This window comes from Novimethylophilus kurashikiensis (assembly GCF_003112435.1).
GTDB classification, from domain to species: Bacteria; Pseudomonadota; Gammaproteobacteria; order Burkholderiales; family Methylophilaceae; genus Novimethylophilus; species Novimethylophilus kurashikiensis.
Genome location: NZ_BDOQ01000002.1, coordinates 308199 through 328780, shown reverse-complemented (window position 1 = coordinate 328780; position 20582 = coordinate 308199). Strand labels below are relative to the sequence as shown.

Here is a 20582-nt window from a genome sequence, read left to right as displayed (position 1 = left end):
AGATAAAACTAGCGGATAATGCCTCGGGTTGAGGCCGACAGGAATTCCACCAGGATGTCTAAATCTGTAGCGTCTTTGCGCTGAATGTCCAATGCAGTCTTGGCTTCTTCCAGTGACAAGCTGGAGCGATAAAGGGTTTTATAGGCGCGTTTGATGGTGGCAATACGCTCAGGGGAAAACCCGCGACGCTTCAATCCCTCAGAATTGATCCCATGCGGGGCCGCATCATAACCTGCTGCCGTGACATACGGCGGAATGTCCTTGAACACCACCGACCCCACCGCAGTAATTACATGCGCACCGATCTTGCAAAACTGGTGTACCAGCGTAAACCCGCCCAGGATCGCGTAATTATCCATGTGGACATGCCCAGCCAAGGATGAGTTATTGGCCAGGATAGTATTGTCGGCAACATGACAATCGTGCGCGATATGCACATACGCCATGATCCAGTTGTTGTTGCCAATGCGCGTTACACCTGCATCCTGCACGGTGCCACGGTTGAATGTGCAAAATTCCCGGATGGTATTGTTGTCGCCGATTTCTAACCGCGTGGGTTCATCGGCGTATTTCTTGTCCTGCGGCGCAGCACCGAGCGAAGCGTACTGAAAAACCTGGTTGTTCTTACCAATGGACGTGGGGCCTTCGATGACGACATGCGGACCGATACGAGTTCCGCTGTCAATTTTCACATCGGGGCCGATAATGCTGTATGCCCCGACCTCGACATCACTAGCGAGTTCTGCTTTAGGATCAATGATGGCTGTTGCGTGAATCATGCACTACCCGTTACTTGATCATTTTCAAGGTGCAAAGCAGGTCCGCCTCGGCGGCCACGGCGTCGTCCACCAGCGCTTGCGCATTGTATTTCCAGATGCCGCGCATGATGCGGTCGATTTTGACCTTGAGGATTAATTGATCGCCTGGAGAAACGGGGCGTTTGAAGCGCACGTTGTCGATACCAGCGAAATAATACACAGAGTCGTCGGAAGGCTTGCTGTTCATGGTCTTGAACGACAGAATGGCCGCAGCCTGAGCCAAAGCCTCTACCACGAGCACACCGGGCATGACCGGGTAGTAGGAAAAATGGCCGGGGAAAAACGGCTCATTGATCGTCACGTTCTTGACGGCTGTGATCTCCTTACCCTCTTCCAGGGAGATAACGCGGTCAACGAGCAGGAACGGATAACGATGCGGCAGATAATCGAGAATTTCATGGATATCCATGCTGCTCATGTCTGATTTCCCTTCAATTGTTTAAGTTCGTTTTCAAGATTACCGATGCGAGTAACCAATGCATCCAGATGGCGGATATGGGCAGCAGTCGTCAACCATTCCCGGTGCGGCTGGAATGGCATCAAAGCAGTGTAAGTGCCAGATTTCACCACTGAACGGGTAATCATGCTACCGGGAGAGATGGTGACCTCATCTGCGATCTCCAAATGCCCCAGAATCATTGCTGCCCCGCCGATCCTGCAATGCTTGCCGATGATGGCGCTACCAGCGATACCAACGCAGCCTGCAATCACGGTATGTTCCCCGATACGACAGTTATGGCCGATCTGGATCAGGTTATCCAGCTTCACACCGTCTTCGATTACGGTGTCGTCCAAGGCGCCGCGATCGATGGTCGTATTCGCTCCTACTTCCACGTCGTTGCCGATAACAACCCTGCCGATTTGCGGAATCTTCACCCAAGTGCCGTTATCAGGCGCATGCCCAAAGCCGTCGGCACCGATCACGGCGCCTGCATGCACGATGCAGCGCTCGCCTATAGAGCACTCGCGGTAGATCGTCACGTTGGCATTCAGTATCGTACCTGCGCCAATTCTTACATTGGGACCGACAACGCAATTACTGCCGACAACCACGTTCTCCCCCACGATCGCTCCTTCGGCAATCACGGCATTGGCGCCGATACTTGCTGTGGCAGCAATGACGGCACTTGAATCTACGCGTGCTGAATCGGCAATCCCCTTTGGCGCAACAGCTTCCGGGTTAAGCAATGCGGCGACTTTGGCGTAATAGGCATAAGGATTGGCCGTGACGATACGAGGAAGCACAGTAGCATCGGCAAACTTAGGGGGTACCAATACGGCACCGGCCCGGGTATCTGCCAGCGCCGGGAGATACCGTGCATCTGTGAGAAACGCAATATGTTCGACGCCGGCACTCGCCAAAGAAGCTACCTGCCTGACCGTTACGCCGTTGTCAGCCCGAACCTCTCCGCCGAACCGCGCTGCGATTTCGGGCAATGTGTACATTTACGCGATGTTCTGAGTGTCTCTTACTTCTTGCCCAAGGACTTCAACACCTTATCGGTGATATCGGCCTTCTTGCTGGCGTAAGCGACTCCACTGTAAACCACGAGATCGTAACCCTCGGATTCCGCCACCGAGGTCACAGCCTTGTTGATGCGATCTTGCAAGGAAGACAATTCCTCATTCTTGCGCAGGTTCACGTCTTCGCGCAGCTCTCGCTGCTTGCGCTGGAAATCGATTTTCATGTTGGATAGATCGCGTTCCTTATTGCGGCGATCAGTCTCCGACATCGTCAAGCTATCCTTATCGAGTGACGTCTCATGATCCTTGATCTGTTTCGCCATGCGTTCCAGCTCCTGCTGGCGTCCGCTGAATTCCTTTTCCAGCTTGCGCCCGCTTTCGGCGGTTTGCGGAGCGTCTTTCAGGATCTGTTCTACGTTGACGAATCCGATTTTGACATCGGCTGCGTTTACCGTACCTGCGGCAAATGCGAAGCTACCGATCAACAGTAATTGCAACAGCTTATTCAATTAAATTCTCCTGAATTACGTAACTTTAGAATTGCGAGCCGAGCTGGAACTGCAGCATTTGCGTCTTGTCGCCAGTCTTTTCATTGAGCGGTTTTGCCAGCACCAGCTTGATCGGACCGAAGGGCGAGTACCAGCTGATCCCCATACCGGCTGAGAAACGCAAGCAATCGCTGGCACCCGAGCAACCTGTAGTAGTGTTGTCCTCGCCCCCCCAAACCGTACCGCCATCGACGAAGGCAGACAATTTCAATTGCTTATTATCTTTCATGCCTGGTATGGGGAAGAAGAGTTCAGCGTTACCAACTACACGTCGTGTGCCGCCCACAGCATAATCGCTTGAGGTGCCTGTATCAAAGGCACGCGGACCGATGGAGCTGGTATCGAAACCACGTACGGAAGAAACGCCGCCGGCATAGAAATTCTTGAAGAACGGCAGATCCTTGCCACCATAACCACCACCAATACCAGCTTCACCGTTCAGCATCAGGGTGAAATTCTTGGTCAAATCCTTGTACCAGGTATGCTGGTAGGACAGCTTGTAATATTCCTGATCGAGCCCAGGCAAGCCGAACTCCGCATTAATGCGTTGCAACACGCCCTTGTTCGGGTACAACACATTATCGCGAGTATCGTGCGCCCACCCTAAATCAAGGCGTAGGGTAGTGTTATCGCAGCCAGACGTATTGAAATCGCAATATTTCAGATACCGTGTGGAACTGGTGGACGACAACGTAAGGTCGGTATAGTCCACCGTCAAACCATAGCTGAAGCTATCGCGTTCGTTGAGCGGCACACCGAAGTTGACACCGACACCATATGAGGACGTCTTGTAGGAACCCACGTTGAGCGAGCTGGAATCCACGTCCTTGCGGTAGACGTTGAATCCGCGGCTAACGCCATCCGGTGTGTAGTAAGGGTCGACGAAGGAGAACGAGTACGTTGTATTGACCTTACCCGTATTAACCTGTGCACTGACGCGGTTACCCGTCCCCAGGAAATTGGCCTGATTGATGGTCACGCCTAATACGACACCTTCGGCGCTGGACAAGCCGGCACCGAACATCACACTACCCGTGGATTTTTCCGTGACGTTAATATTCATGTCCACCTGATCGGTCGTACCAGGAACCGCAGGTGTTTCGACGTTCACATCGGAGAAATATCCCAAGCGATCCAAACGCTGCTTGGATCGCTCAATCTTGCTTCCGGAATACCAGGCCGATTCGAGTTGGCGCATTTCACGACGCAGCACTTCGTCGCGGGTACGCGTGTTTCCTGTGAGGTTGATACGACGAACGTAAACGCGGCGACCAGGATCGACAAAGAAAGTAAATGCGACTGTACGCTTTTCCTTGTCCACTTCAGGCACAGCGTTAACATTGGCGAACGCATAACCGTCATCGCCTAAACGATCGCCAACGGCCTTGGAGGACTCTGTAATCTTCTGGCGATTAAAGTATTCGCCCGGTTCCACCGTGACCAGCTTGCGCAATTCATCTTCAGGAACCAGCATTTCGCCGGCCATTTTCACGTCGGAGACGGTATATTTCTCACCCTCGGTGATGCTTACCGTGATGTAGATATCGCGTTTATCAGGCGTGATCGACACTTGCGTGGAGTCGATGCTGAAATCCATGTAGCCCTGGTTCATGTAGAACGAACGCAGCGCTTCCAGATCGGCAGACAATTTCTGCTTGGAATACTGATCGTCCTTGGTCCACCAGGTGATCCAGTTAGGCGTAGTCAGATTAAATTGCTGCAGAAGTTCGTCTTCAGTAAATGCCTGATTGCCAACTACATTGATAGCCTTGATCTTGGCAACCATGCCTTCTTCGATGTCGAAGCGAACGGCAACGCGGTTACGCTCCATGGGAGAAACAATAGCCTTTACCTTGGCGCCGTACTTGCCCTGGGAAAGATATTGGCGCTTGATTTCCTGCTCGGCTTTATCGAGCATGGAACGGTCGAAGATCAACCCTTCCGACAAACCGATCTGCTTCAGCCCATCCTTCATCTTGTCACTGGGGAACGCCTTGTTGCCGGAGAACGAAATTTGCGCAATAGCCGGACGCTCCTGCACCGTCACCACGAGCACATCATTGTCTTGTTCGAGGCGTACGTCTTTGAAGAAACCGGTGGCAAACAAGGCCTTGATCGCCTGGGCCGCCTTCTCGTCGCTCATGGTCTCGCCGACTTTGACGGGCAAGTAATTGAACACAGTGCCGGCCTCGGTACGCTGGATGCCCTCGACGCGAATATCTTTCACGACAAAGGGTTCCATCGCCGATGCAGCCGTGGCAAACAACGTCGAAACCAGGAGAGGGAGGATACGTAACTTCATGTTGTTTTAGCCCGTCAGGATGCGGTTGAAATCGTTATATAACGCTATCGTCATGAGGATGCCCAAAAGTGCCAGGCCCACTCGCTGCCCAATGTCCATCGCCCGTTCGGACACGGGGCTTCCCTTAAAAAACTCGACGATATAATACATCAAATGCCCCCCATCCAGAACCGGGACGGGCAGTAAATTGAGGACTCCCAGGCTAATACTCACTAACGCGAGAAAGCCGACGAAAGCCTTCCAACCGATATGCGCAGTCTGGCCAGCAAGGCTTGCAATGGTCGCCGGGCCGCTGATACCCTTCCACGACACCTGCCCCGTAATCATGCTGCCCAGCATTTTCAGGCTGAACACTGAAGTATCCCATGTTTTGATGACGGCCTGCTTAAACGCGGCCAACGGGGAATAGCGCACTTCCACCATGTATTGATCGAGATCGGAAGGCTGCATTCGGGTCGCCGCGCCAATACGCCCGATGCTCTCGCCGCGTTCCTGCATCCGTTCGGGCCGAACACTAAGCTTGATGGACTGGCCTGCGCGATCAATGACGACGTGCAAGACTTTTTCCGGACTCATGCGCACGCGTTGCACAAAGGTTTCCCATTGGGTCACGGCCATGCCGTCTACAGCTAGGATACGGTCCCCGACTTGGATCCCGGATTGTTCGGCTACACTCCCGGGCAGCACTTCGCCGACAATCGCCGGTATCACAGGTTGCGCAGGATTAAAGCCAAGCTTCCCAAGAAGGTCGCCCTCAAGATCGTCCGCGTTCAACGATTTAAGGCTTACGCGATGTAGATAAGTCTCATGGCCGCTGACTGCATCGACTTCAGCCACGCCGCTTTTCAAGGATTGCTTGAGCAAGGCCCAACGTACATCCTGCCAGGTCGTTACAGCCGCACCATTGATCCGCGTGATCAACTCCCCAGCCTTCATGCTGGCTTGTGCGGCCGGAGAATTGGCGTGAACTTCGCCCAGCAACGGTTTCATACCGTTGACGCCGCCCATAAAGAGCAGCCAATACAGCAAGATCGCAAGCAGTAGATTTGCGATAGGACCAGCGGCGACTATTGCAAAGCGTTTTGCCAACGGTTGGCGATTAAATGCTCTCGAAACTTCAGCAGGCATAACGGGCGCCTCGCTCTCGTCCAACATCTTGACGTAGCCGCCAAGCGGAAAAGCGGCAATGACGAACTCGGTTTTGTCTTGGCCGATAATTTTCGTGTAAAGCGGCTTGCCGAAGCCGACCGAGAAGCGCAGCACCTTGACGCCGCTCAAGCGGGCAGCAAGAAAATGGCCGAACTCATGAACGACGATCAGCACCCCCAGGGTGAGTAGGAACGCCGCCACTGTCAGCACGTCACCTTCCTTTCAAGCCAGTCCGAAGCTACAGCGCGGGCTTGTGCATCCGCATTGACCACGTCATCCAGTCCGCTAACTGCCGCCGTGCCCACTTCGGACAGCGTAGTTTCAATCATCCGGGGGATATCCATGAAAGTGATATTACCGGCAAGGAAAGCTTGCACCGCTATTTCGTTTGCTGCATTCAACACCGCGGGAGCGGTGCCGCCCTCATCCAACGCCTCGAAGGCAAGTCGCAGGCAAGGAAAGCGGCCGGTATCAGGCCGCTCGAAATTCAATTGCCCGATGGCGAAAATATCCAGTGGGGCTACTCCGCTCTCGATACGTTCCGGACAACCGAGTGCGTGAGCAATCGGGGTCCGCATATCGGGGTTCCCCAACTCGGCCAATACCGAACCGTCGTTGTATTGCACCATGGAGTGGATCACGCTTTGAGGATGGATCACCACCTCGATCTGATCCGGTGCGGCATCGAACAGCCAGTGCGCCTCGATGACTTCCAGCCCCTTGTTCATGAGGGTGGCCGAATCGATAGTGATCTTGGGACCCATCACCCAATTGGGATGATTCAGCGCCTGGGCCGGCGTCACATGCGCCAATTGGTCTAGCGTAAATTTACGGAATGGACCGCCGGAAGCGGTCAGGAGAATTTTAGTAATCCCCGCAGGGCCCAACCCTTGAGAAAAATTGGGCGGCATGCATTGAAAAATGGCGTTGTGTTCGCTGTCGATAGGCAGCAAGGTAGCGCCGCCCTGGCGTACAGCCTGCATGAAAAGAGCACCGGACATCACCAGTGTCTCCTTGTTGGCAAGCAACACCTTCTTTCCGGCGTTAGCCGCCGCCAGCGCCGGCTTAAGACCAGCTGCACCTACGATGGCAGCCATCACGGCATCAACTTCTTCCAGGGACGAAACGAATTCCATCGCCTCGATGCCGCATAGCACTTCCGTATCCAGCTCGAGAGAACGCAAGCCGTGCTCCAGACGCTCAGCAGCATCCGGATCCAGCATTACCGCATAGCGCGGGTGAAATTGCTGGCACTGCCTGAGCAGCGGCTCTACCTTGCTATGGGCAGTCAGCGCATAGGCCCTGAAACGTCCGGGATGACGGGCAATAACATCGAGCGTATTGGCGCCGATCGTTCCAGTTGCGCCTAGTACGGTGATGTTCTGAACCTTACTCATGGAAAGCAGCGTAATAAATCGGGAAATTCAGACAGACCGCAGCCAGCGGCAGCGTTGAAGTGAGTCCATCGATACGGTCGAGAATGCCGCCGTGACCGGGCAAAACATCGCCGCTATCTTTCAAGCCAGCTTGTCGCTTAAGCAAGGATTCAAATAAGTCGCCGACGATACTGAGTACCATCAACACTAACAAGCCAGCCACGATCCATGGCGTGAACCCGAAGCCCACTGACAGAATGACACCGAAGAGCGCAACAGCAACCGTAGCACCGGCCACTCCCTCCCAAGTTTTACCGGGACTGATCAAGGGCGCCAATTTTCTGCGGCCAAAGGCTTTGCCGGAAAAATAGGCGGCACTGTCTGCGATGGACACCACCATGACGACGATTAGAACAGACCAAGGGCTGACCTTGCGCAAATAAACCAGCGCGAGCCAAGCCGGCAATAAAACCATGGCACCCGCAATAGCAAGCAAGGGTTTACGAGAGGATTTGTGATGCGAAAAAAGCCAAGCCGGAACGACCCCGACCCAGAACAAGGTGGCAGCCAGCATCGACCAATGCACGACGTGGGGCTGGATATTACTCCAAGCCCCCGGCCAAGTGTCAGGCAATAACGCCAAACCGACAACCATGGCACCGAGTGCAAATCCATACTGGGCGCGCGCCGAGAAACCGGTCAATCGTCCCCACTCCCAGGCGCCTAAGGCGATGATGACCAGCATTACCAGCGCCCAATAGAGGTCCGGCAGGAAAAACAGCGCTGAAAGAAAACCGCCGATCAGAAAAAAAGCGGTAAATAACCGAGTTTTAAGCATTGCCAGTCAATTGCTCGCTGGTTCGTCCAAAACGACGCTCGCGCTTACGGTAGGAATTCACAGCAAGCATAAAGGCCTCGCGATCGAAATCCGGCCATAGCGTATCGGTGAAGTACAGCTCTGCATAAGCCAACTGCCATAGCAGAAAATTGCTGATGCGCTGCTCGCCACCGGTACGAATAAACAAATCGGGTTCAGGCGCGTAATGCATGGAGAGGTAAGCGGACAAATCCTCTTCGCTGAATGTCTCGGCTTTTTCCGGATGGGCATGCACCAAGCGCCGCGCTGCTTGCATGATATCCCAACGCCCGCCGTAGTTAGCAGCGATCGTCAAAGTAAGACGTCTATTATGCTCAGTAAGTTTTTCAGCTGCGTGAATTTCCTGCAGCAGCAAGGGATCGAAACGGGAACGGTCGCCGATCATGACGAGGCGAATCTGATTCTCGTGCAGCTTGACGACTTCACGCTTGAGGGCCTCCATGAAAAGCCCCATGAGGAATTTGACTTCATCCGGCGGACGGCGCCAGTTTTCGCTGCTGAAGGCGAAGAGTGTGAGGTACTCCACGCCAAGTTCGATGCACTGCTTGACCATATCGCGCACCGTTTCCACGCCACGCTTGTGACCCATAACCCGAGGCATGAACCGTTTTTTGGCCCATCGCCCATTGCCGTCCATGATGACGGCAATATGACGAGGAACCGGGCTAGCCTCGGGGATATCCTGCGTAGAGCTTTTGAAGAGCGCCAATGGGTTAAACCGCCATCAGGTCGGCTTCTTTGGCCTGGAGCGTCTTGTCGATTTCGGCGACGAACTTGTCGGTGAGTTTCTGGATTTCGTCCTGCGCACGACGCTCTTCGTCTTCGCCGATTTCCTTGTCCTTAAGCAGCTTCTTCAAGGCATCGTTGGCATCGCGGCGTACGTTACGCACAGCCACCTTGGCGCCTTCGGCCTCGCCACGCACAACCTTGATGAGGTCCTTGCGGCGTTCTTCGGTGAGCGGCGGCATAGGAACGCGAATCACATCGCCGTTGGCGGAAGGATTCAAACCGAGATCGGAATCGCGAATGGCCTTTTCAATCTTGCCGGCCATGTTTTTTTCCCAAGGTTGCACGGTAATCGTGCGGGCATCAGCCAGGCTGATGGCAGCGACTTGGCTGATCGGCACTAGGCTGCCGTAATATTCAACCTGAACGTGATCGAGAATGCCGGTATGAGCGCGACCGGTACGCACTTTGCCGAGGTCGACCTTGAGCGCTTCAAGGGACTTGTGCATCTTTTGTTCGGCGGATTGCTTAACGTCGTTAATCATTGCTTGTCCTCTTACCTTAAGGGGAAACCAGGGTTCCTTCGTCCTCTCCCATCACCACGCGCTTGAGAGCACCCTGCTTGAAAATACTGAATACATTGATCGGCAATTTCTGGTCTCGGCACAGCGTAAGCGCCGTGGCATCCATGACCTTCAGATTACGCATGATCGCCTCATCAAAAGTCAGCGACTTGTAGCGCATGGCATCCGGGTGGGTCTTAGGATCGTCTGTGTAAACGCCGTCCACCTTGGTCGCCTTGAGCACGATCTCGGCATTCATTTCCATGCCGCGCAATGCTGCGGCCGTATCGGTCGTAAAGAACGGATTACCGGTTCCGGCTCCGAATATTACCACCTTGCCTTCTTCAAGATAGCGGATGGCCTTGCCGCGAATGTACGGCTCAGCCACCTGCTCGATCGTCAACGCCGACTGCACGCGGCTGACGAGGTCCACGCGCCGCATCGCATCCTGCAATGCCAATGCGTTCATGACCGTCGCCATCATGCCCATGTAGTCGGCTGTCGCACGATCCATCCCCGCGGCGGCCGGAGCCACACCGCGGAAGATGTTGCCCCCGCCGATCACCACCGCCACCTGCACACCGAGGTCGACGACTTCCTTGACCTCAGCCACGATGCGTTCGATGGTTTCGCGGTTAATGCCATAGCTGTCGTTGCCCATCAGGGCTTCGCCAGACAGTTTCAGCAGAATACGCTTGTAAGCGGGAGCGGCCATAGTGCTTAGACCTTGGCAGCAGCAGCCACTTCGGCGGCGAAGTCGGTGACAACCTTTTCGATGCCTTCGCCCACCACGAACATGGAGAAACTGGCAACGCTGGCGCCCTTGGACTTTAGCAACTGCTCGATGGTCTGCTTGTCGTCCTTAACGAACGGCTGGTTGAGCAGTGTCACTTCCTTCAGGAACTTCTGCACGGTACCTTCGGCGATCTTTTCCAGCATCGCTTCGGGCTTGCCGCCTTCACGGGCCTTTTCAATCGCCACGCGACGCTCAGCGTCAATCAGGTCCTGGGAGATGCCGGAAGCATCCAGGGACTTAGGCTTGGCAGCTGCAATGTGCATCGCAATATCCTTAGCCAAGGCTTCGTCGCCGCCAACCAGATCTACCATGACGCCAATCTTGCCGCCGTGCACGTAGCTGGACAGCTTGCCTTGGGCGTTGAAGTTCACAAAACGGCGGATGGCCATGTTCTCACCGATCTTGCCGACCAACTGAGCACGCACTTCATCGACAGTGGAATCGCCAATCTTGAGCGCGGACAGCGCGGTCACGTCAGCAGGGTTGTGCTTGGAAACCAACTCGGCAGCGTTACGGGTCAAGGCCAGGAAATCTTCGTTCTTGGCCACGAAGTCGGTTTCGCAGTTGACTTCGATCATCGCACCTTGCTTGCCGTCAGCGCTGATATAGATGCCCACGGTACCTTCGGCAGCCACGCGACCAGCAGCCTTGCTGGCCTTGTTACCGAAACGGACGCGCAGGATTTCTTCGGCACGGGTCATATCGCCTTCAGCTTCGGAGAGTGCCTTCTTGCAATCCATCATCGGTGCATCGGTGCGCTCGCGCAGTTCTTTGACCATGCCTGCGGTAATTTCCGCCATTTTCGTACTCCTCAAATCTTGTTAACTGAATCGAATATCGTCGGAATCGACGGTATAAAAAAAGGGGCGAATCGCCCCTTTTTGGGAAGCTATTACTTCGTCGCGCCTTCTTCGACTTCGACGAACTCTTCTTCCGGCGAAACCATCTTCACGACTTCCGCCAGGCTTTGCGCACGGCCTTCCAGCACTGCGTCAGCCACGCCGCGGGCGTACAGCGTAATTGCACGGCTGGAGTCATCGTTACCCGGGATCACATAGGTCACGCCTTCAACACTGTTGTTGGTATCGACCACGCCAATGACGGGGATACCCAGCTTGCCGGCTTCGGTCACAGCGCCGGATTCATGACCGACGTCGACGATGAAGATCGCATCAGGCAGACCGCCCATGTCCTTGATGCCGCCGATGGAACGCTCGAGCTTTTCCATTTCGCGCTTCAGAACCAGGGCTTCCTTCTTGCTTACGCGTTCGATGCTGCCGTCGGCGATCATAGCTTCCAGATCGCGCAGGCGCTTGATGGATTGCTTGACCGTCTTGTAGTTAGTCAGCATACCGCCCAACCAACGGTGGTTGACGAAGGAACAACCGGCGCGGACTGCTTCTTCCTTGATGATTTCGCGTGCTTGACGCTTGGTACCGACAAACAGGATACGACCCTTGTTTGCTGCGACTTGGCGGACGTACTTGAGTGCGTCCTGGAACATCGGCAGGGTCTTTTCTAGATTGACGATATGAATCTTGTTGCGTTCACCGAAGATGAACGGAGCCATCTTGGGATTCCAATAGCGGGTCTGGTGGCCGAAATGGACGCCCGCCTCCAGCATTTGACGCATGGTTACTGACATTTTAATCTCCTGTAAGGGTTAGATCCTCCATACGCCGCAGAAACCCGGAAAGTTGTTTAAGCCGAGCACCCTGTACGTGGCGTATGTGTGAATTGCCTTCTCATCATGAAAAGGCCGCGTATGTTAACATAAGCGCCCATCCCCATTCAAGGCGGAGTCACGTTTTCCGCCTGTTAAGCACCATGGCTATCACCATCAAGAATTCGCAAGATATCGAAAAAATGCGTATCGCCGGGCGCCTTGCCGGCGAAGTTCTCGACTACATCACCCCATTCGTTAAACCTGGCGTGACGACCGACGAACTGGACAAGCTGTGCCATGACTACATGGTTGATGTGCAAGGATGCATTCCAGCCCCTTTGAACTATGCTCCACCAGGTCACCGGCCCTACCCCAAGTCCATCTGCACCTCAATCAACCACCAGGTCTGCCACGGCGTTCCAAGTGATAAGAAATTGAAGAGCGGCGACATCGTTAACCTGGATATCACCACCATCAAAGACGGCTACCACGGCGACACCAGCCGCATGTTCATCGTCGGAGAAGGCACCATCCAGGCCAAGCGACTATGCGACATCACGCACGAATGCATGTGGCGCGGCATCGAGCAGGTGAAGCCCGGTGCTACGCTGGGCGATATCGGCCATGCCATTCAGACTTTTGCGGAAAAGAGCGGTTATTCCGTAGTGCGAGAATTCTGCGGTCACGGTATCGGCAAGAATTTTCACGAAGACCCGCAAGTGCTGCACTACGGCAAACCCGGCACTGGACTCAAGTTGCAGGCAGGCATGATCTTCACGATCGAGCCCATGATTAATGCAGGCAAGCGCGACATTCGCCAACTAGGCGACGGCTGGACCATTGTCACCAAGGATCACAGCCTTTCCGCGCAGTGGGAACACACCATCCTGGTGACCGAGACAGGCTATGAAGTCCTGACCGTTTCCGCTGGTAGCCCTCCTAACCCCCTGGCTCCCTGATGCAACTCGCCATATTGCCGCCTCAAGACGTTACGGTCTGGCGCTCCCGCCTCCAGGCCGAACGCAAACAACTCAAAGAATCCTTCGAGCGCAATGGTGACGCCCCCACCCTGCTTCGGGGACAATGCCGGATGGTCGATCAACTGCTGAAAGACATCTGGAAGCAGTTTCAACTGCCTGGCGATCTCTGCCTGATTGCCGTAGGCGGCTACGGACGTGGGGAGCTTTATCCGCAATCCGATGTAGACCTGCTGTTCCTGTTGCCGGAAGGCGAGGAAGCCACACTCGAACCTGTGCTGGAAAAACTGGTCGGCTACCTTTGGGATCTTGGGCTGGCGATTGGCCATAGTGTGAGGACTTTGCCGGAATGTCTGGAGGAAGCCTCCAAGGACGTTACCGTACAAACCAACCTCATCGAATCTCGCCTGCTTGCCGGGAGCAAGCAGCGCTATCAGGAATTCCTCAAGCGCGTGTTTTCCGGGTTGAACGCTGTCGCATTCTTCGATGCAAAAATGCGAGAGCAGACCCAGCGCCATAATCGCTTCAACGATACCGCATATAACCTGGAGCCCAATCTGAAAGAAAGCCCAGGCGGGCTGCGCGATTTGCAGAATATTGCATGGATCGCACGCGCTGCAAGCGTTCCCGCATCCTGGCACGGACTAATGAAGGAAGGCTTACTCAGCAGCCAAGAATGTCGTCAGATCAGGCTGAATGAACGTTTGCTGCAAAACCTGCGCATTCGCCTGCATTACCTTTCCAACCGCCGTGAAGACCGGCTGCTATTCGACCATCAGGATACCTTGGCGCGAACCCTGGGACTGGCTCGTAGCGAACATCTCATGCAGCAGTTTTATCGTTGCGCTCGATTCGTCAGTCTGATGAATGAAATCCTGCTGCAATCGCTAAAGAGCATTGTTCATCCGGAACAGTCGATCCGCGTCGACCTGGACGAAAACTTCGTCGCACGAGGCCATTGGCTCGAAGCTCGCACGGAGGATTTGTTCAAACAAAAGCCGCAAACCATTCTGCAAGCATTCCTGACGCTGCAACACAACAAACAATTGACGGGCATGGGCCCTGCGACAATCCGCCAGCTCTGGCATGCACGCCATACGATCAACAAATCCTTCCGCGCAAATCCCGAAAATCGTAAGAATTTCATGCGTATCTTAAGAGCACAGGATGGCATCCTGCACGCGCTTCGCCGCATGCACCGTTACGACGTTCTGGGGCGCTACATCCCGGCTTTCGGGCGGATTACCGGACAGATGCAGCACGACCTGTTCCACGTCTACACCGTGGACGAACACACGCTGAACGTCATGCGCAACATGCGTCGCTATTCGGAAGCCAGGAATGCCCACGAATTTCCTTTGTGCAGCCGACTGTTCAGTGAGTTCGAGCGGCCGGAAGTGCTTTATCTGGCAGTGTTGTTCCACGATATTGCGAAAGGCCGCGGCGGCGACCATTCAACCTTGGGTGCAGTAGATGCAGAGGCTTTTTGCCGCGAACATGCTCTGCCCGAAGAGGACGCAAAATTGGTTGTCTGGTTGGTAGAACAGCATTTATTGATGTCGGCGACAGCCCAGCATCAGGACATCAGCGATCCCGAAGTGATTGCCAAATTTGCACGCAAAATGGGTGATGTGCGTCACTTGAATGCGCTTTACCTTCTTACCGTGGCTGACATCCGGGGCACAAGCCCAGGTGTTTGGAACGCATGGAAGAGCCGCTTGCTGGAAAGCCTCTACCATACTGCGTTGCGCCATTTGCATGGAAAGTTGTTAGATATCGCCCAGGAAATCGCGGCCAAGCAAAAAGATGCACTCAAGGTATTGGGGTATTACGACGTCACGGAAGAAGCCTGCCGACCGCTGTGGAAATATTTGGACGATGAGTATTTCCTCAAGCTCGACGCCAAGGAAATTGCCTGGCAAACACGTTTATTGCTCACTCATGTCGAAACCGCACAGGCTATTGTGCGTGCACGCCTCTCCCCTGCCGGGGACGGCATTCAAGTCATGATCTACACACGTGATCGGGACGATTTGTTCGCCCGCATTTGTGGATTTTTCGAGCGTATGGGATACAACATCGTCGAGGCTCGCATTCATACCACTCGCCACGGTTACGCGCTGGACAGCTTTTTGATCCTCGACCAAAGCGACCGCTCGGTACGCTATAGCGACCTCATCGCCTATATTGAGCGCGAGCTAACGCCAAGGCTGACCGCCTCTACACCGCCCGAACCGCCCCTTGCCGGACGCATCAGTCGCAGGCTAAAGCACTTCCCCATGACTCCCTCAGTCACTATCAAGCCTGACGAGCGGTCATCCAAACATGTCCTATCTCTCGTCGCAGGAGATCGGCCCGGCTTGTTGTCTCGAGTCGCACAGGTATTGCTCAAACACGGTGCGAGCCTTCATACGGCCCGTATCAATACTCTAGGTAATCGTGCAGAAGATACGCTGATGATCTCCGGACACCGCAGTGCGACTTTGCCTCAGCGCGAAATAGAAGAGATCGAGCAGGAATTGTTAAGGGTGCTGTAATAGCCCCTCCGTGTGGCCGTGCTCCAGGCGATAGAGCCAGGCCAACAACTCAGCGACCGCCACATAAAGTTCAGGTGGAATACGTTGATCGAGATCGACCTGCATCAACAGCGAGACCAGTTCAGGGGATTCGTGCACGTACACCCCGGCTTCCTTGGCCTTCTGAATAATAGCCTCGGCCAAGAGCCCGCGTCCTTTCGCAGTAACCCTCGGCGCCGCCGTCCCGGCCTGATAAGCCAGCGCGACCGCCAGTTGACGTGGGGGCGAATCAGCCATGCTTCACCGTCAAGCCTGCCACCTTGATGCCAGAAGCTTCCATCGACGTCGCCAACTGCGTCATTTCGTTTTTCAACACATTGGCACTATCGCTTTTTTCCGTAGCCATTTCCACTCGAATACCCGCACGGTCTATAGCCAACCTGGCAGTCACACCGCCCAAGCTCGGCAAATCGAGATGCAAGCGCGTGCGCCATTGCGGCGTCTCGTCGTCGTAGTTCGAGTCAGGATGAGAAGCGTCCTCCTCGATTTGCCAGTCCATATTTTGTCCTGGCCATACTTGGCCTTGCCAAACGATCTGGCGAGTATCCAAGGCTTCCAGCTGCTGCTGGACGAGGGGGGCTGCTTGCGGGTGCACTGCATCGCGCCCGGGTTGTAATGTAGGCTGTAGATTATTATCCAGTGCTGTCTTGGTATCGGCACTGACTTGAGTCATCGTATTCGTTGTGGCATGCGCCAATGGCAACTGAGCCTGTGGCTCTTGCATGAGGATAGACAAGCTGCGTTCGCCACTCACCCATTGCGCCTGATGGGATTCATAGAACAGCCCGCTTTGTGTCACCGCAGTCTTGAGCGCCGCTGCAAATTCTCGAATATTGGCAGGAGGTTCACCCGCTAAAATCGGCGCGTTTCTAACCACCCTATTGGTAGTCGCTGCATCAGTATTAGAGACGCCTTTTTGAATCAAGGCACCAAGAAATTTTGCAGTTTCACTAAGACTTACCCCGCTGTTGGCGGGGAGGGCTTTAGCCAGGTCGCCAGCCAGCGCAAAGGTCATTCGGGGCGTTGCAGATACAAAGGTGAGATCGAGCTTCTGTCCTGGCTCGGAATTACGCGGTAGGTTCATATCCAGAACCTGATCCTGGATCTGAACCTGAAAACGCCCGTTGGGCAAACTGGCCAGCACAAAAGCAGGAAGTCGCTCTCCCGGCACCCACTGCGGGGTTTCGGTAACATCCTGCGCCACTTCGATAAGTGGCGCAGCGGATGTCTTGACCAGTAAAGCCAGCTGGTTCTGGATATCGTTGTGAATCATCGCTTCTGCATGGAAACGATTAATTCGGCCTCGCCACGCGAGATACCGCACTCTTCAGACAAACGCGCCGCATCATAACCCTGGCGAGCAAGCAGGATCGCCCGATTGTATGGGGTATCGGTTTCACCTTCTTCATTTTTGATCGGCAAGTTCGCCTCAAGTTGCTCAATGCGTTCGCGCAACGCCTCCAACTCCTGGCGCAGCTCCGTTTCGAACTTTTTTTCCTGGATCAGCCCCAGCCAGCGCGGCCTCCGCAAGTTACCGCTCGATCGCATCATCAGCAGCATCTCGGCAACATAGACACCAAGCACGATAACGAGTACCACCAACAACTCACGCCAGGTAATTACGATTGCGTCCATCTCGGACTCCATGGATGAATGCACGCGATGGTATCAACATCAAGCATAGTCGTCGACGATATGGCCCTCTTCCGAGGTATGCGGATCAGATGATGAATCTTTTTTCTTTTTCTTTCGGTCTTCAGCTGAGTTATTTAACGGAAGGCCAGAAATTGGCTCGCGGGGGTGGATAGGATGCGTTGCATCTACATGCGCTATCGCTTCGTTGCCAGGTGAAATATTGGCGGAAGGAAATCGAATTTCGGGGGGAACCATGAAAGCAAGCTTGTCCTTTCATTGTCCTGCATGAACTACAAGTAACTATCTCCCAACCGGCGTTGGTTCACTGTGGAATCGATGAGCTCTTTTAAATCGCCCATCGCCGTGGCTAACGCGAATTTAGCAGACTCATCACATGCCAAAGCATCTCGAATCAGCGATGCAACCTCAACACTCGTTTCATTAGAAAGCATCTGATGACCGAGCGTTTCAATCTTATGGACTACTTCCGCGCGCGCTTGTTCCAACGCAATTGCCGCATCCCACTCTCCAGATTTGGCAGCCTCAGCCAGCGATTGACTCAACGTCAACAGGCGGCGGTACTCGCTGAGGAGTTCATCGCTCATGCGCGTGCGTAACTCACAGATGCACGTTCGACAGGGGCTGCGGCCTCCGCCTGGGTTTTGCCTTCGATTGCATCCCATGCACCTTTCAAGTCACGCAACAAAACAGCAACTTCATCAAGTTTTGCGGAGTCATTCTGGATATTCGCGTCCAGCAGCACCCTTAACATATATTCGTACAGCATCTGCAAATTGTGAGCCAATTCACCTCCTACAGAGGTGTCCAAGCTCGCTAGCAAGCCAAGATTGATGATAGACATAGCCTTTGAAATGGACTCGCCCTTCGCAGCAACCTCGCCGTTTTGCATGTAAGCCTTGGCTTTGACTATTGCAAGAATGGCTCCTTCATAGAGCATGCTGATCAATTTATGCGGAGAAGCCGTTTCCACCGCGACATCCTGCCCCATCTTCGCATATGCATTCATTGCATTTCTTGCCGAAGTATTCACTTTGTTCTCCAGGTTTATGCTTTATTTACTGCTGGTAGAGGCCGAGATGCTCGCCAATTGCTGCGTCAAATAATTACTCGTAGATGTCATCTGGCTCATTAAGGTATCCAACGCCGTGTATTGGGCACGATAGCGTTTTTCAATATCTGCCAATCGATTGTTAAGCGTCGTACGCTGATCGTCGATACTCTTAATTGAGCTATTAATCCCGTCTGTTCTACTTGCAAGGGGGCCGGTTGAAGAAAGGAATGTATCCATGAGATCGCTGATTTGCAGCGCAAATCCATGGGAATAATTAATGTTCCCTCGACTCCCAATGTTACCCCCATTGATCCTCACCTTCAGACCGTCTGCTGCACTGCCTGCAGCTCCCGTGAGGTATTGCCCAGAACCCAATGCCGTCACGCCTCCAATAGTTCCCTGAACATCCACGCCAGCAACATCTGTTGTCGTTCCCGCGATTGTCGCCTGGGCTGTTCCGCCCGTAATGCTGACATTGGATCCAGAGCCGTAACGATTCGAAGTAAACAAGAGATTGTTGCCGGATACAGTAACTGCTACCGAATCGCTTGCCTTGGAAAAATTCGAGTTTCCGTTAATTGCCGCTTGCACCATAGCAGCTAATTTAGAAGCCGTATATGTACCAGGTGTCAACGTAACTATCGCAGTTGTCCCATCCAGTTTTACTGCAAGAGTATCGTTTACATCTTTAGTAATGACAGCACCCGCGGAAATATCGACGCCACCAGTCGCCGTTGCTTGCGTTGCAATCTGGGTAACGTTCAACGGATAACTACCAGCAATCGTTTTAGTGCTGGAACTACTATAGCTAACTAAACTATCGGACGTTTTGGTATAGGCAGAGAACAAAGCTGCAACATCATCAGGCTTACTGGCCAATGCAGTTTGCAGTTTGCTGGTATCCAGAGATAGTGTGCCATCTTTTTGGAAGGAGACACCCACTTGGGAAAGGGTCGTGTAGCTCCCTCCCACACCAGTTAATGCGGATCCCAATAAACCGCGGATTCTGGCCTGAATCGAATTAACCGCAGAATCCCCGAGCAAAATACCACCTTGCTTGCTCGTGGCATCATAAGATGCCAAAGACGAGATTGTTCCATTTAAGGAATTGTAGGCAGCAACAAAATCCTGAATTGCTTTTTTGGCAGTACTGGTATCCCTAGCCACATTTAGTGTTGTACTGCCAGTTTTAATTAAACTTAAGCTCACTCCATCAATAGCACCACTGACCGAGTTGGACGCGCTAGTAATCGAAATACCATTAACAGTGAGCGCAGCACTTTGTGCAGCGACAGTTTGAGTTAAATTCTGACCAGTCTGCGATCCCGCAGCTTGCGTAGGATCATAATTGAGCAAATTAGCCAGGGTCGAATCGCCGCTAACACTGATACTCATGCTGCTATTAGCACCGGTCGCTTTTGAAGTCAGAACCAACCGGTTGGAAGTACCATCATTAACAATAGTGGCATTAGCACCGACATTCGCAGCGTTGATTGCATCCCGAATGCCTTGCAAAGTGTTGTTCGAGCTATCAATGGTCACCGTACCGGTCGAACTCGTGCCATCTTGTGAGAAGCCAGCCCCAGTATAAACACCGTTCGTGAACGTCCCCCCAGAGATCGTCCCAAATTGAAAGGTCAGGGTCGTAGTAGCGCCCGAACCAATGGCTGTATTGGTGGTAGATTGACCAGCAGCCATTAAACTCTGGGCCTGGGCAAGCTGGGTAACATTTATGTTATAAGCCCCAGCCACCGAATTACTTTGTGCGGTAGCAGTGAAAACAGATGAGTCTCCTACGGTGGCGCTTGCAGACTGAAATTTAGATACATCATTAACCGCCTGAGCCGCAGTTTGAAATGACGACAAAGCTCCTTTAAGCGTCCCGTAGGCCGTCAATTTGGATTGGTACTTGGCTTCCTTAGAATCCAGCAGCGCTAATGGCTGCTGCTCTACCTGCATCAGCTTGCTGACAATACCGTTAACATCAAGCCCTGAACCTATGCCTGGAGACGTAATTGAAGCCATGTCATCACCTTT

The 20582-nt window shown here is 53.7% G+C and carries 22 protein-coding genes; 2 read left to right on the top strand and 20 right to left on the bottom strand.

The window, feature by feature from the left end; genetic code table 11:
• Positions 1-8 precede the first annotated feature (8 nt).
• From lpxA to rpsB, 13 genes are all read right to left on the bottom strand, one after another.
• On the bottom strand, positions 9-779 hold the full coding sequence (lpxA, locus tag NMK_RS02780) for an acyl-ACP--UDP-N-acetylglucosamine O-acyltransferase (protein ID WP_109014231.1): 771 nt from the start codon (positions 777-779) through the stop codon (positions 9-11).
• Positions 780-789: 10 nt separating this feature from the next.
• Positions 790-1236 (bottom strand): 3-hydroxyacyl-ACP dehydratase FabZ, encoded by a 447-nt coding sequence (fabZ, locus tag NMK_RS02775; protein WP_109014230.1) that lies wholly within the window; start codon positions 1234-1236, stop codon positions 790-792.
• Positions 1233-2264: a UDP-3-O-(3-hydroxymyristoyl)glucosamine N-acyltransferase gene (gene lpxD, locus NMK_RS02770; RefSeq protein ID WP_109014229.1), complete on the bottom strand. Its 1032-nt coding sequence runs from the start codon at positions 2262-2264 to the stop codon at positions 1233-1235. The genes fabZ and lpxD overlap by 4 nt, the downstream gene beginning before the upstream one ends.
• Positions 2265-2287: 23 nt before the next feature.
• A complete protein-coding gene (locus tag NMK_RS02765) occupies positions 2288-2782 on the bottom strand; it encodes an OmpH/Skp family outer membrane protein (protein WP_370848365.1) in 495 nt (164 codons plus the stop codon).
• Positions 2783-2816: 34 nt separating this feature from the next.
• Complete coding sequence (gene bamA / locus NMK_RS02760) at positions 2817-5132, bottom strand: outer membrane protein assembly factor BamA (protein ID WP_109014227.1); 2316 nt, start codon at positions 5130-5132, stop codon at positions 2817-2819.
• Positions 5133-5138: 6 nt separating this feature from the next.
• Complete coding sequence (gene rseP, locus NMK_RS02755; protein ID WP_109014226.1) at positions 5139-6491, bottom strand: RIP metalloprotease RseP; 1353 nt, start codon at positions 6489-6491, stop codon at positions 5139-5141.
• Positions 6485-7678: a 1-deoxy-D-xylulose-5-phosphate reductoisomerase gene (ispC, locus tag NMK_RS02750; RefSeq protein WP_109014225.1), complete on the bottom strand. Its 1194-nt coding sequence runs from the start codon at positions 7676-7678 to the stop codon at positions 6485-6487. Before ispC ends, rseP begins: the two co-directional genes overlap by 7 nt.
• Entirely contained in the window at positions 7671-8495 is an 825-nt protein-coding gene (locus NMK_RS02745) for a phosphatidate cytidylyltransferase (protein ID WP_109014224.1), read from the bottom strand. Before NMK_RS02745 ends, ispC begins: the two co-directional genes overlap by 8 nt.
• The gene (uppS, locus tag NMK_RS02740; protein ID WP_109014223.1) at positions 8488-9243 is read right to left on the bottom strand and encodes an undecaprenyl pyrophosphate synthase; all 756 of its coding nucleotides are present in this window, start codon (positions 9241-9243) and stop codon (positions 8488-8490) included. The genes NMK_RS02745 and uppS overlap by 8 nt, the downstream gene beginning before the upstream one ends.
• Positions 9244-9247: 4 nt before the next feature.
• Positions 9248-9805, bottom strand: a complete 558-nt coding sequence (frr, locus tag NMK_RS02735; RefSeq protein WP_109014222.1) for a ribosome recycling factor — start codon at positions 9803-9805, stop codon at positions 9248-9250.
• A 16-nt stretch (positions 9806-9821) separates the two neighbouring features.
• Entirely contained in the window at positions 9822-10538 is a 717-nt protein-coding gene (gene pyrH, locus NMK_RS02730) for a UMP kinase (RefSeq protein ID WP_109014221.1), read from the bottom strand.
• A 5-nt stretch (positions 10539-10543) separates the two neighbouring features.
• Positions 10544-11419 (bottom strand): translation elongation factor Ts, encoded by an 876-nt coding sequence (gene tsf / locus NMK_RS02725; RefSeq protein ID WP_109014220.1) that lies wholly within the window; start codon positions 11417-11419, stop codon positions 10544-10546.
• Positions 11420-11511: 92 nt separating this feature from the next.
• Positions 11512-12264 carry a 30S ribosomal protein S2 gene (rpsB, locus tag NMK_RS02720; protein WP_109014219.1) on the bottom strand — a complete coding sequence of 251 codons (753 nt, stop codon included), beginning with the start codon at positions 12262-12264 and terminating at the stop codon, positions 11512-11514.
• A gap of 29 nt (positions 12265-12293) precedes the next feature.
• Between rpsB and map the strand changes: the two genes are divergently transcribed.
• Both map and NMK_RS02710 read left to right on the top strand, forming a co-directional pair.
• A complete protein-coding gene (gene map, locus NMK_RS02715) occupies positions 12294-13244 on the top strand; it encodes a type I methionyl aminopeptidase (protein WP_227871347.1) in 951 nt (316 codons plus the stop codon).
• Positions 13244-15799 (top strand): [protein-PII] uridylyltransferase, encoded by a 2556-nt coding sequence (locus NMK_RS02710; RefSeq protein WP_109014217.1) that lies wholly within the window; start codon positions 13244-13246, stop codon positions 15797-15799. The genes map and NMK_RS02710 overlap by 1 nt, the downstream gene beginning before the upstream one ends.
• Here NMK_RS02710 and NMK_RS02705 read toward each other — a convergent pair.
• Genes NMK_RS02705 through fliD form a run of 7 tightly spaced genes read right to left on the bottom strand, consistent with a single transcriptional unit; the run spans position 15785 to position 20570 of the window.
• A complete protein-coding gene (locus NMK_RS02705) occupies positions 15785-16075 on the bottom strand; it encodes an EscU/YscU/HrcU family type III secretion system export apparatus switch protein (RefSeq protein ID WP_109014216.1) in 291 nt (96 codons plus the stop codon). The genes NMK_RS02710 and NMK_RS02705 overlap by 15 nt on opposite strands.
• Positions 16068-17111, bottom strand: a complete 1044-nt coding sequence (gene fliK / locus NMK_RS02700) for a flagellar hook-length control protein FliK (protein WP_109014215.1) — start codon at positions 17109-17111, stop codon at positions 16068-16070. The genes NMK_RS02705 and fliK overlap by 8 nt, the downstream gene beginning before the upstream one ends.
• Complete coding sequence (locus NMK_RS02695) at positions 17108-17473, bottom strand: DUF2802 domain-containing protein (protein WP_181376147.1); 366 nt, start codon at positions 17471-17473, stop codon at positions 17108-17110. Before NMK_RS02695 ends, fliK begins: the two co-directional genes overlap by 4 nt.
• A 39-nt stretch (positions 17474-17512) precedes the next feature.
• Positions 17513-17728 carry a hypothetical protein gene (locus NMK_RS18225; RefSeq protein ID WP_146187122.1) on the bottom strand — a complete coding sequence of 72 codons (216 nt, stop codon included), beginning with the start codon at positions 17726-17728 and terminating at the stop codon, positions 17513-17515.
• 35 nt (positions 17729-17763) lie between these two features.
• A complete protein-coding gene (gene fliT / locus NMK_RS02690; RefSeq protein WP_181376146.1) occupies positions 17764-18078 on the bottom strand; it encodes a flagellar protein FliT in 315 nt (104 codons plus the stop codon).
• Entirely contained in the window at positions 18075-18524 is a 450-nt protein-coding gene (gene fliS / locus NMK_RS02685) for a flagellar export chaperone FliS (RefSeq protein WP_109014212.1), read from the bottom strand. The genes fliT and fliS overlap by 4 nt, the downstream gene beginning before the upstream one ends.
• Before the next feature lie 21 nt (positions 18525-18545).
• Entirely contained in the window at positions 18546-20570 is a 2025-nt protein-coding gene (gene fliD / locus NMK_RS02680) for a flagellar filament capping protein FliD (RefSeq protein WP_109014211.1), read from the bottom strand.
• Between the last annotated feature and the right edge of the window lie 12 nt (positions 20571-20582).

What these genes read in the sequence shown, in the direction of transcription:
- lpxA (WP_109014231.1), bottom strand. Translation starts at nt 779, where the DNA reads ATGATTCACGCAACAGCCATCATTGATCCTAAAGCAGAACTCGCTAGT.
- fabZ (WP_109014230.1), bottom strand. Translation starts at nt 1,236, where the DNA reads ATGAGCAGCATGGATATCCATGAAATTCTCGATTATCTGCCGCATCGT.
- lpxD (WP_109014229.1), bottom strand. Translation starts at nt 2,264, where the DNA reads ATGTACACATTGCCCGAAATCGCAGCGCGGTTCGGCGGAGAGGTTCGG.
- bamA (WP_109014227.1), bottom strand. Translation starts at nt 5,132, where the DNA reads ATGAAGTTACGTATCCTCCCTCTCCTGGTTTCGACGTTGTTTGCCACG.
- ispC (WP_109014225.1), bottom strand. Translation starts at nt 7,678, where the DNA reads ATGAGTAAGGTTCAGAACATCACCGTACTAGGCGCAACTGGAACGATC.
- NMK_RS02745 (WP_109014224.1), bottom strand. Translation starts at nt 8,495, where the DNA reads ATGCTTAAAACTCGGTTATTTACCGCTTTTTTTCTGATCGGCGGTTTT.
- frr (WP_109014222.1), bottom strand. Translation starts at nt 9,805, where the DNA reads ATGATTAACGACGTTAAGCAATCCGCCGAACAAAAGATGCACAAGTCC.
- pyrH (WP_109014221.1), bottom strand. Translation starts at nt 10,538, where the DNA reads ATGGCCGCTCCCGCTTACAAGCGTATTCTGCTGAAACTGTCTGGCGAA.
- tsf (WP_109014220.1), bottom strand. Translation starts at nt 11,419, where the DNA reads ATGGCGGAAATTACCGCAGGCATGGTCAAAGAACTGCGCGAGCGCACC.
- rpsB (WP_109014219.1), bottom strand. Translation starts at nt 12,264, where the DNA reads ATGTCAGTAACCATGCGTCAAATGCTGGAGGCGGGCGTCCATTTCGGC.
- NMK_RS02710 (WP_109014217.1), top strand. Translation starts at nt 13,244, where the DNA reads ATGCAACTCGCCATATTGCCGCCTCAAGACGTTACGGTCTGGCGCTCC.
- NMK_RS02705 (WP_109014216.1), bottom strand. Translation starts at nt 16,075, where the DNA reads ATGGCTGATTCGCCCCCACGTCAACTGGCGGTCGCGCTGGCTTATCAG.
- fliK (WP_109014215.1), bottom strand. Translation starts at nt 17,111, where the DNA reads ATGATTCACAACGATATCCAGAACCAGCTGGCTTTACTGGTCAAGACA.
- NMK_RS02695 (WP_181376147.1), bottom strand. Translation starts at nt 17,473, where the DNA reads ATGGACGCAATCGTAATTACCTGGCGTGAGTTGTTGGTGGTACTCGTT.
- NMK_RS18225 (WP_146187122.1), bottom strand. Translation starts at nt 17,728, where the DNA reads ATGGTTCCCCCCGAAATTCGATTTCCTTCCGCCAATATTTCACCTGGC.
- fliT (WP_181376146.1), bottom strand. Translation starts at nt 18,078, where the DNA reads ATGAGCGATGAACTCCTCAGCGAGTACCGCCGCCTGTTGACGTTGAGT.
- fliD (WP_109014211.1), bottom strand. Translation starts at nt 20,570, where the DNA reads ATGGCTTCAATTACGTCTCCAGGCATAGGTTCAGGGCTTGATGTTAAC.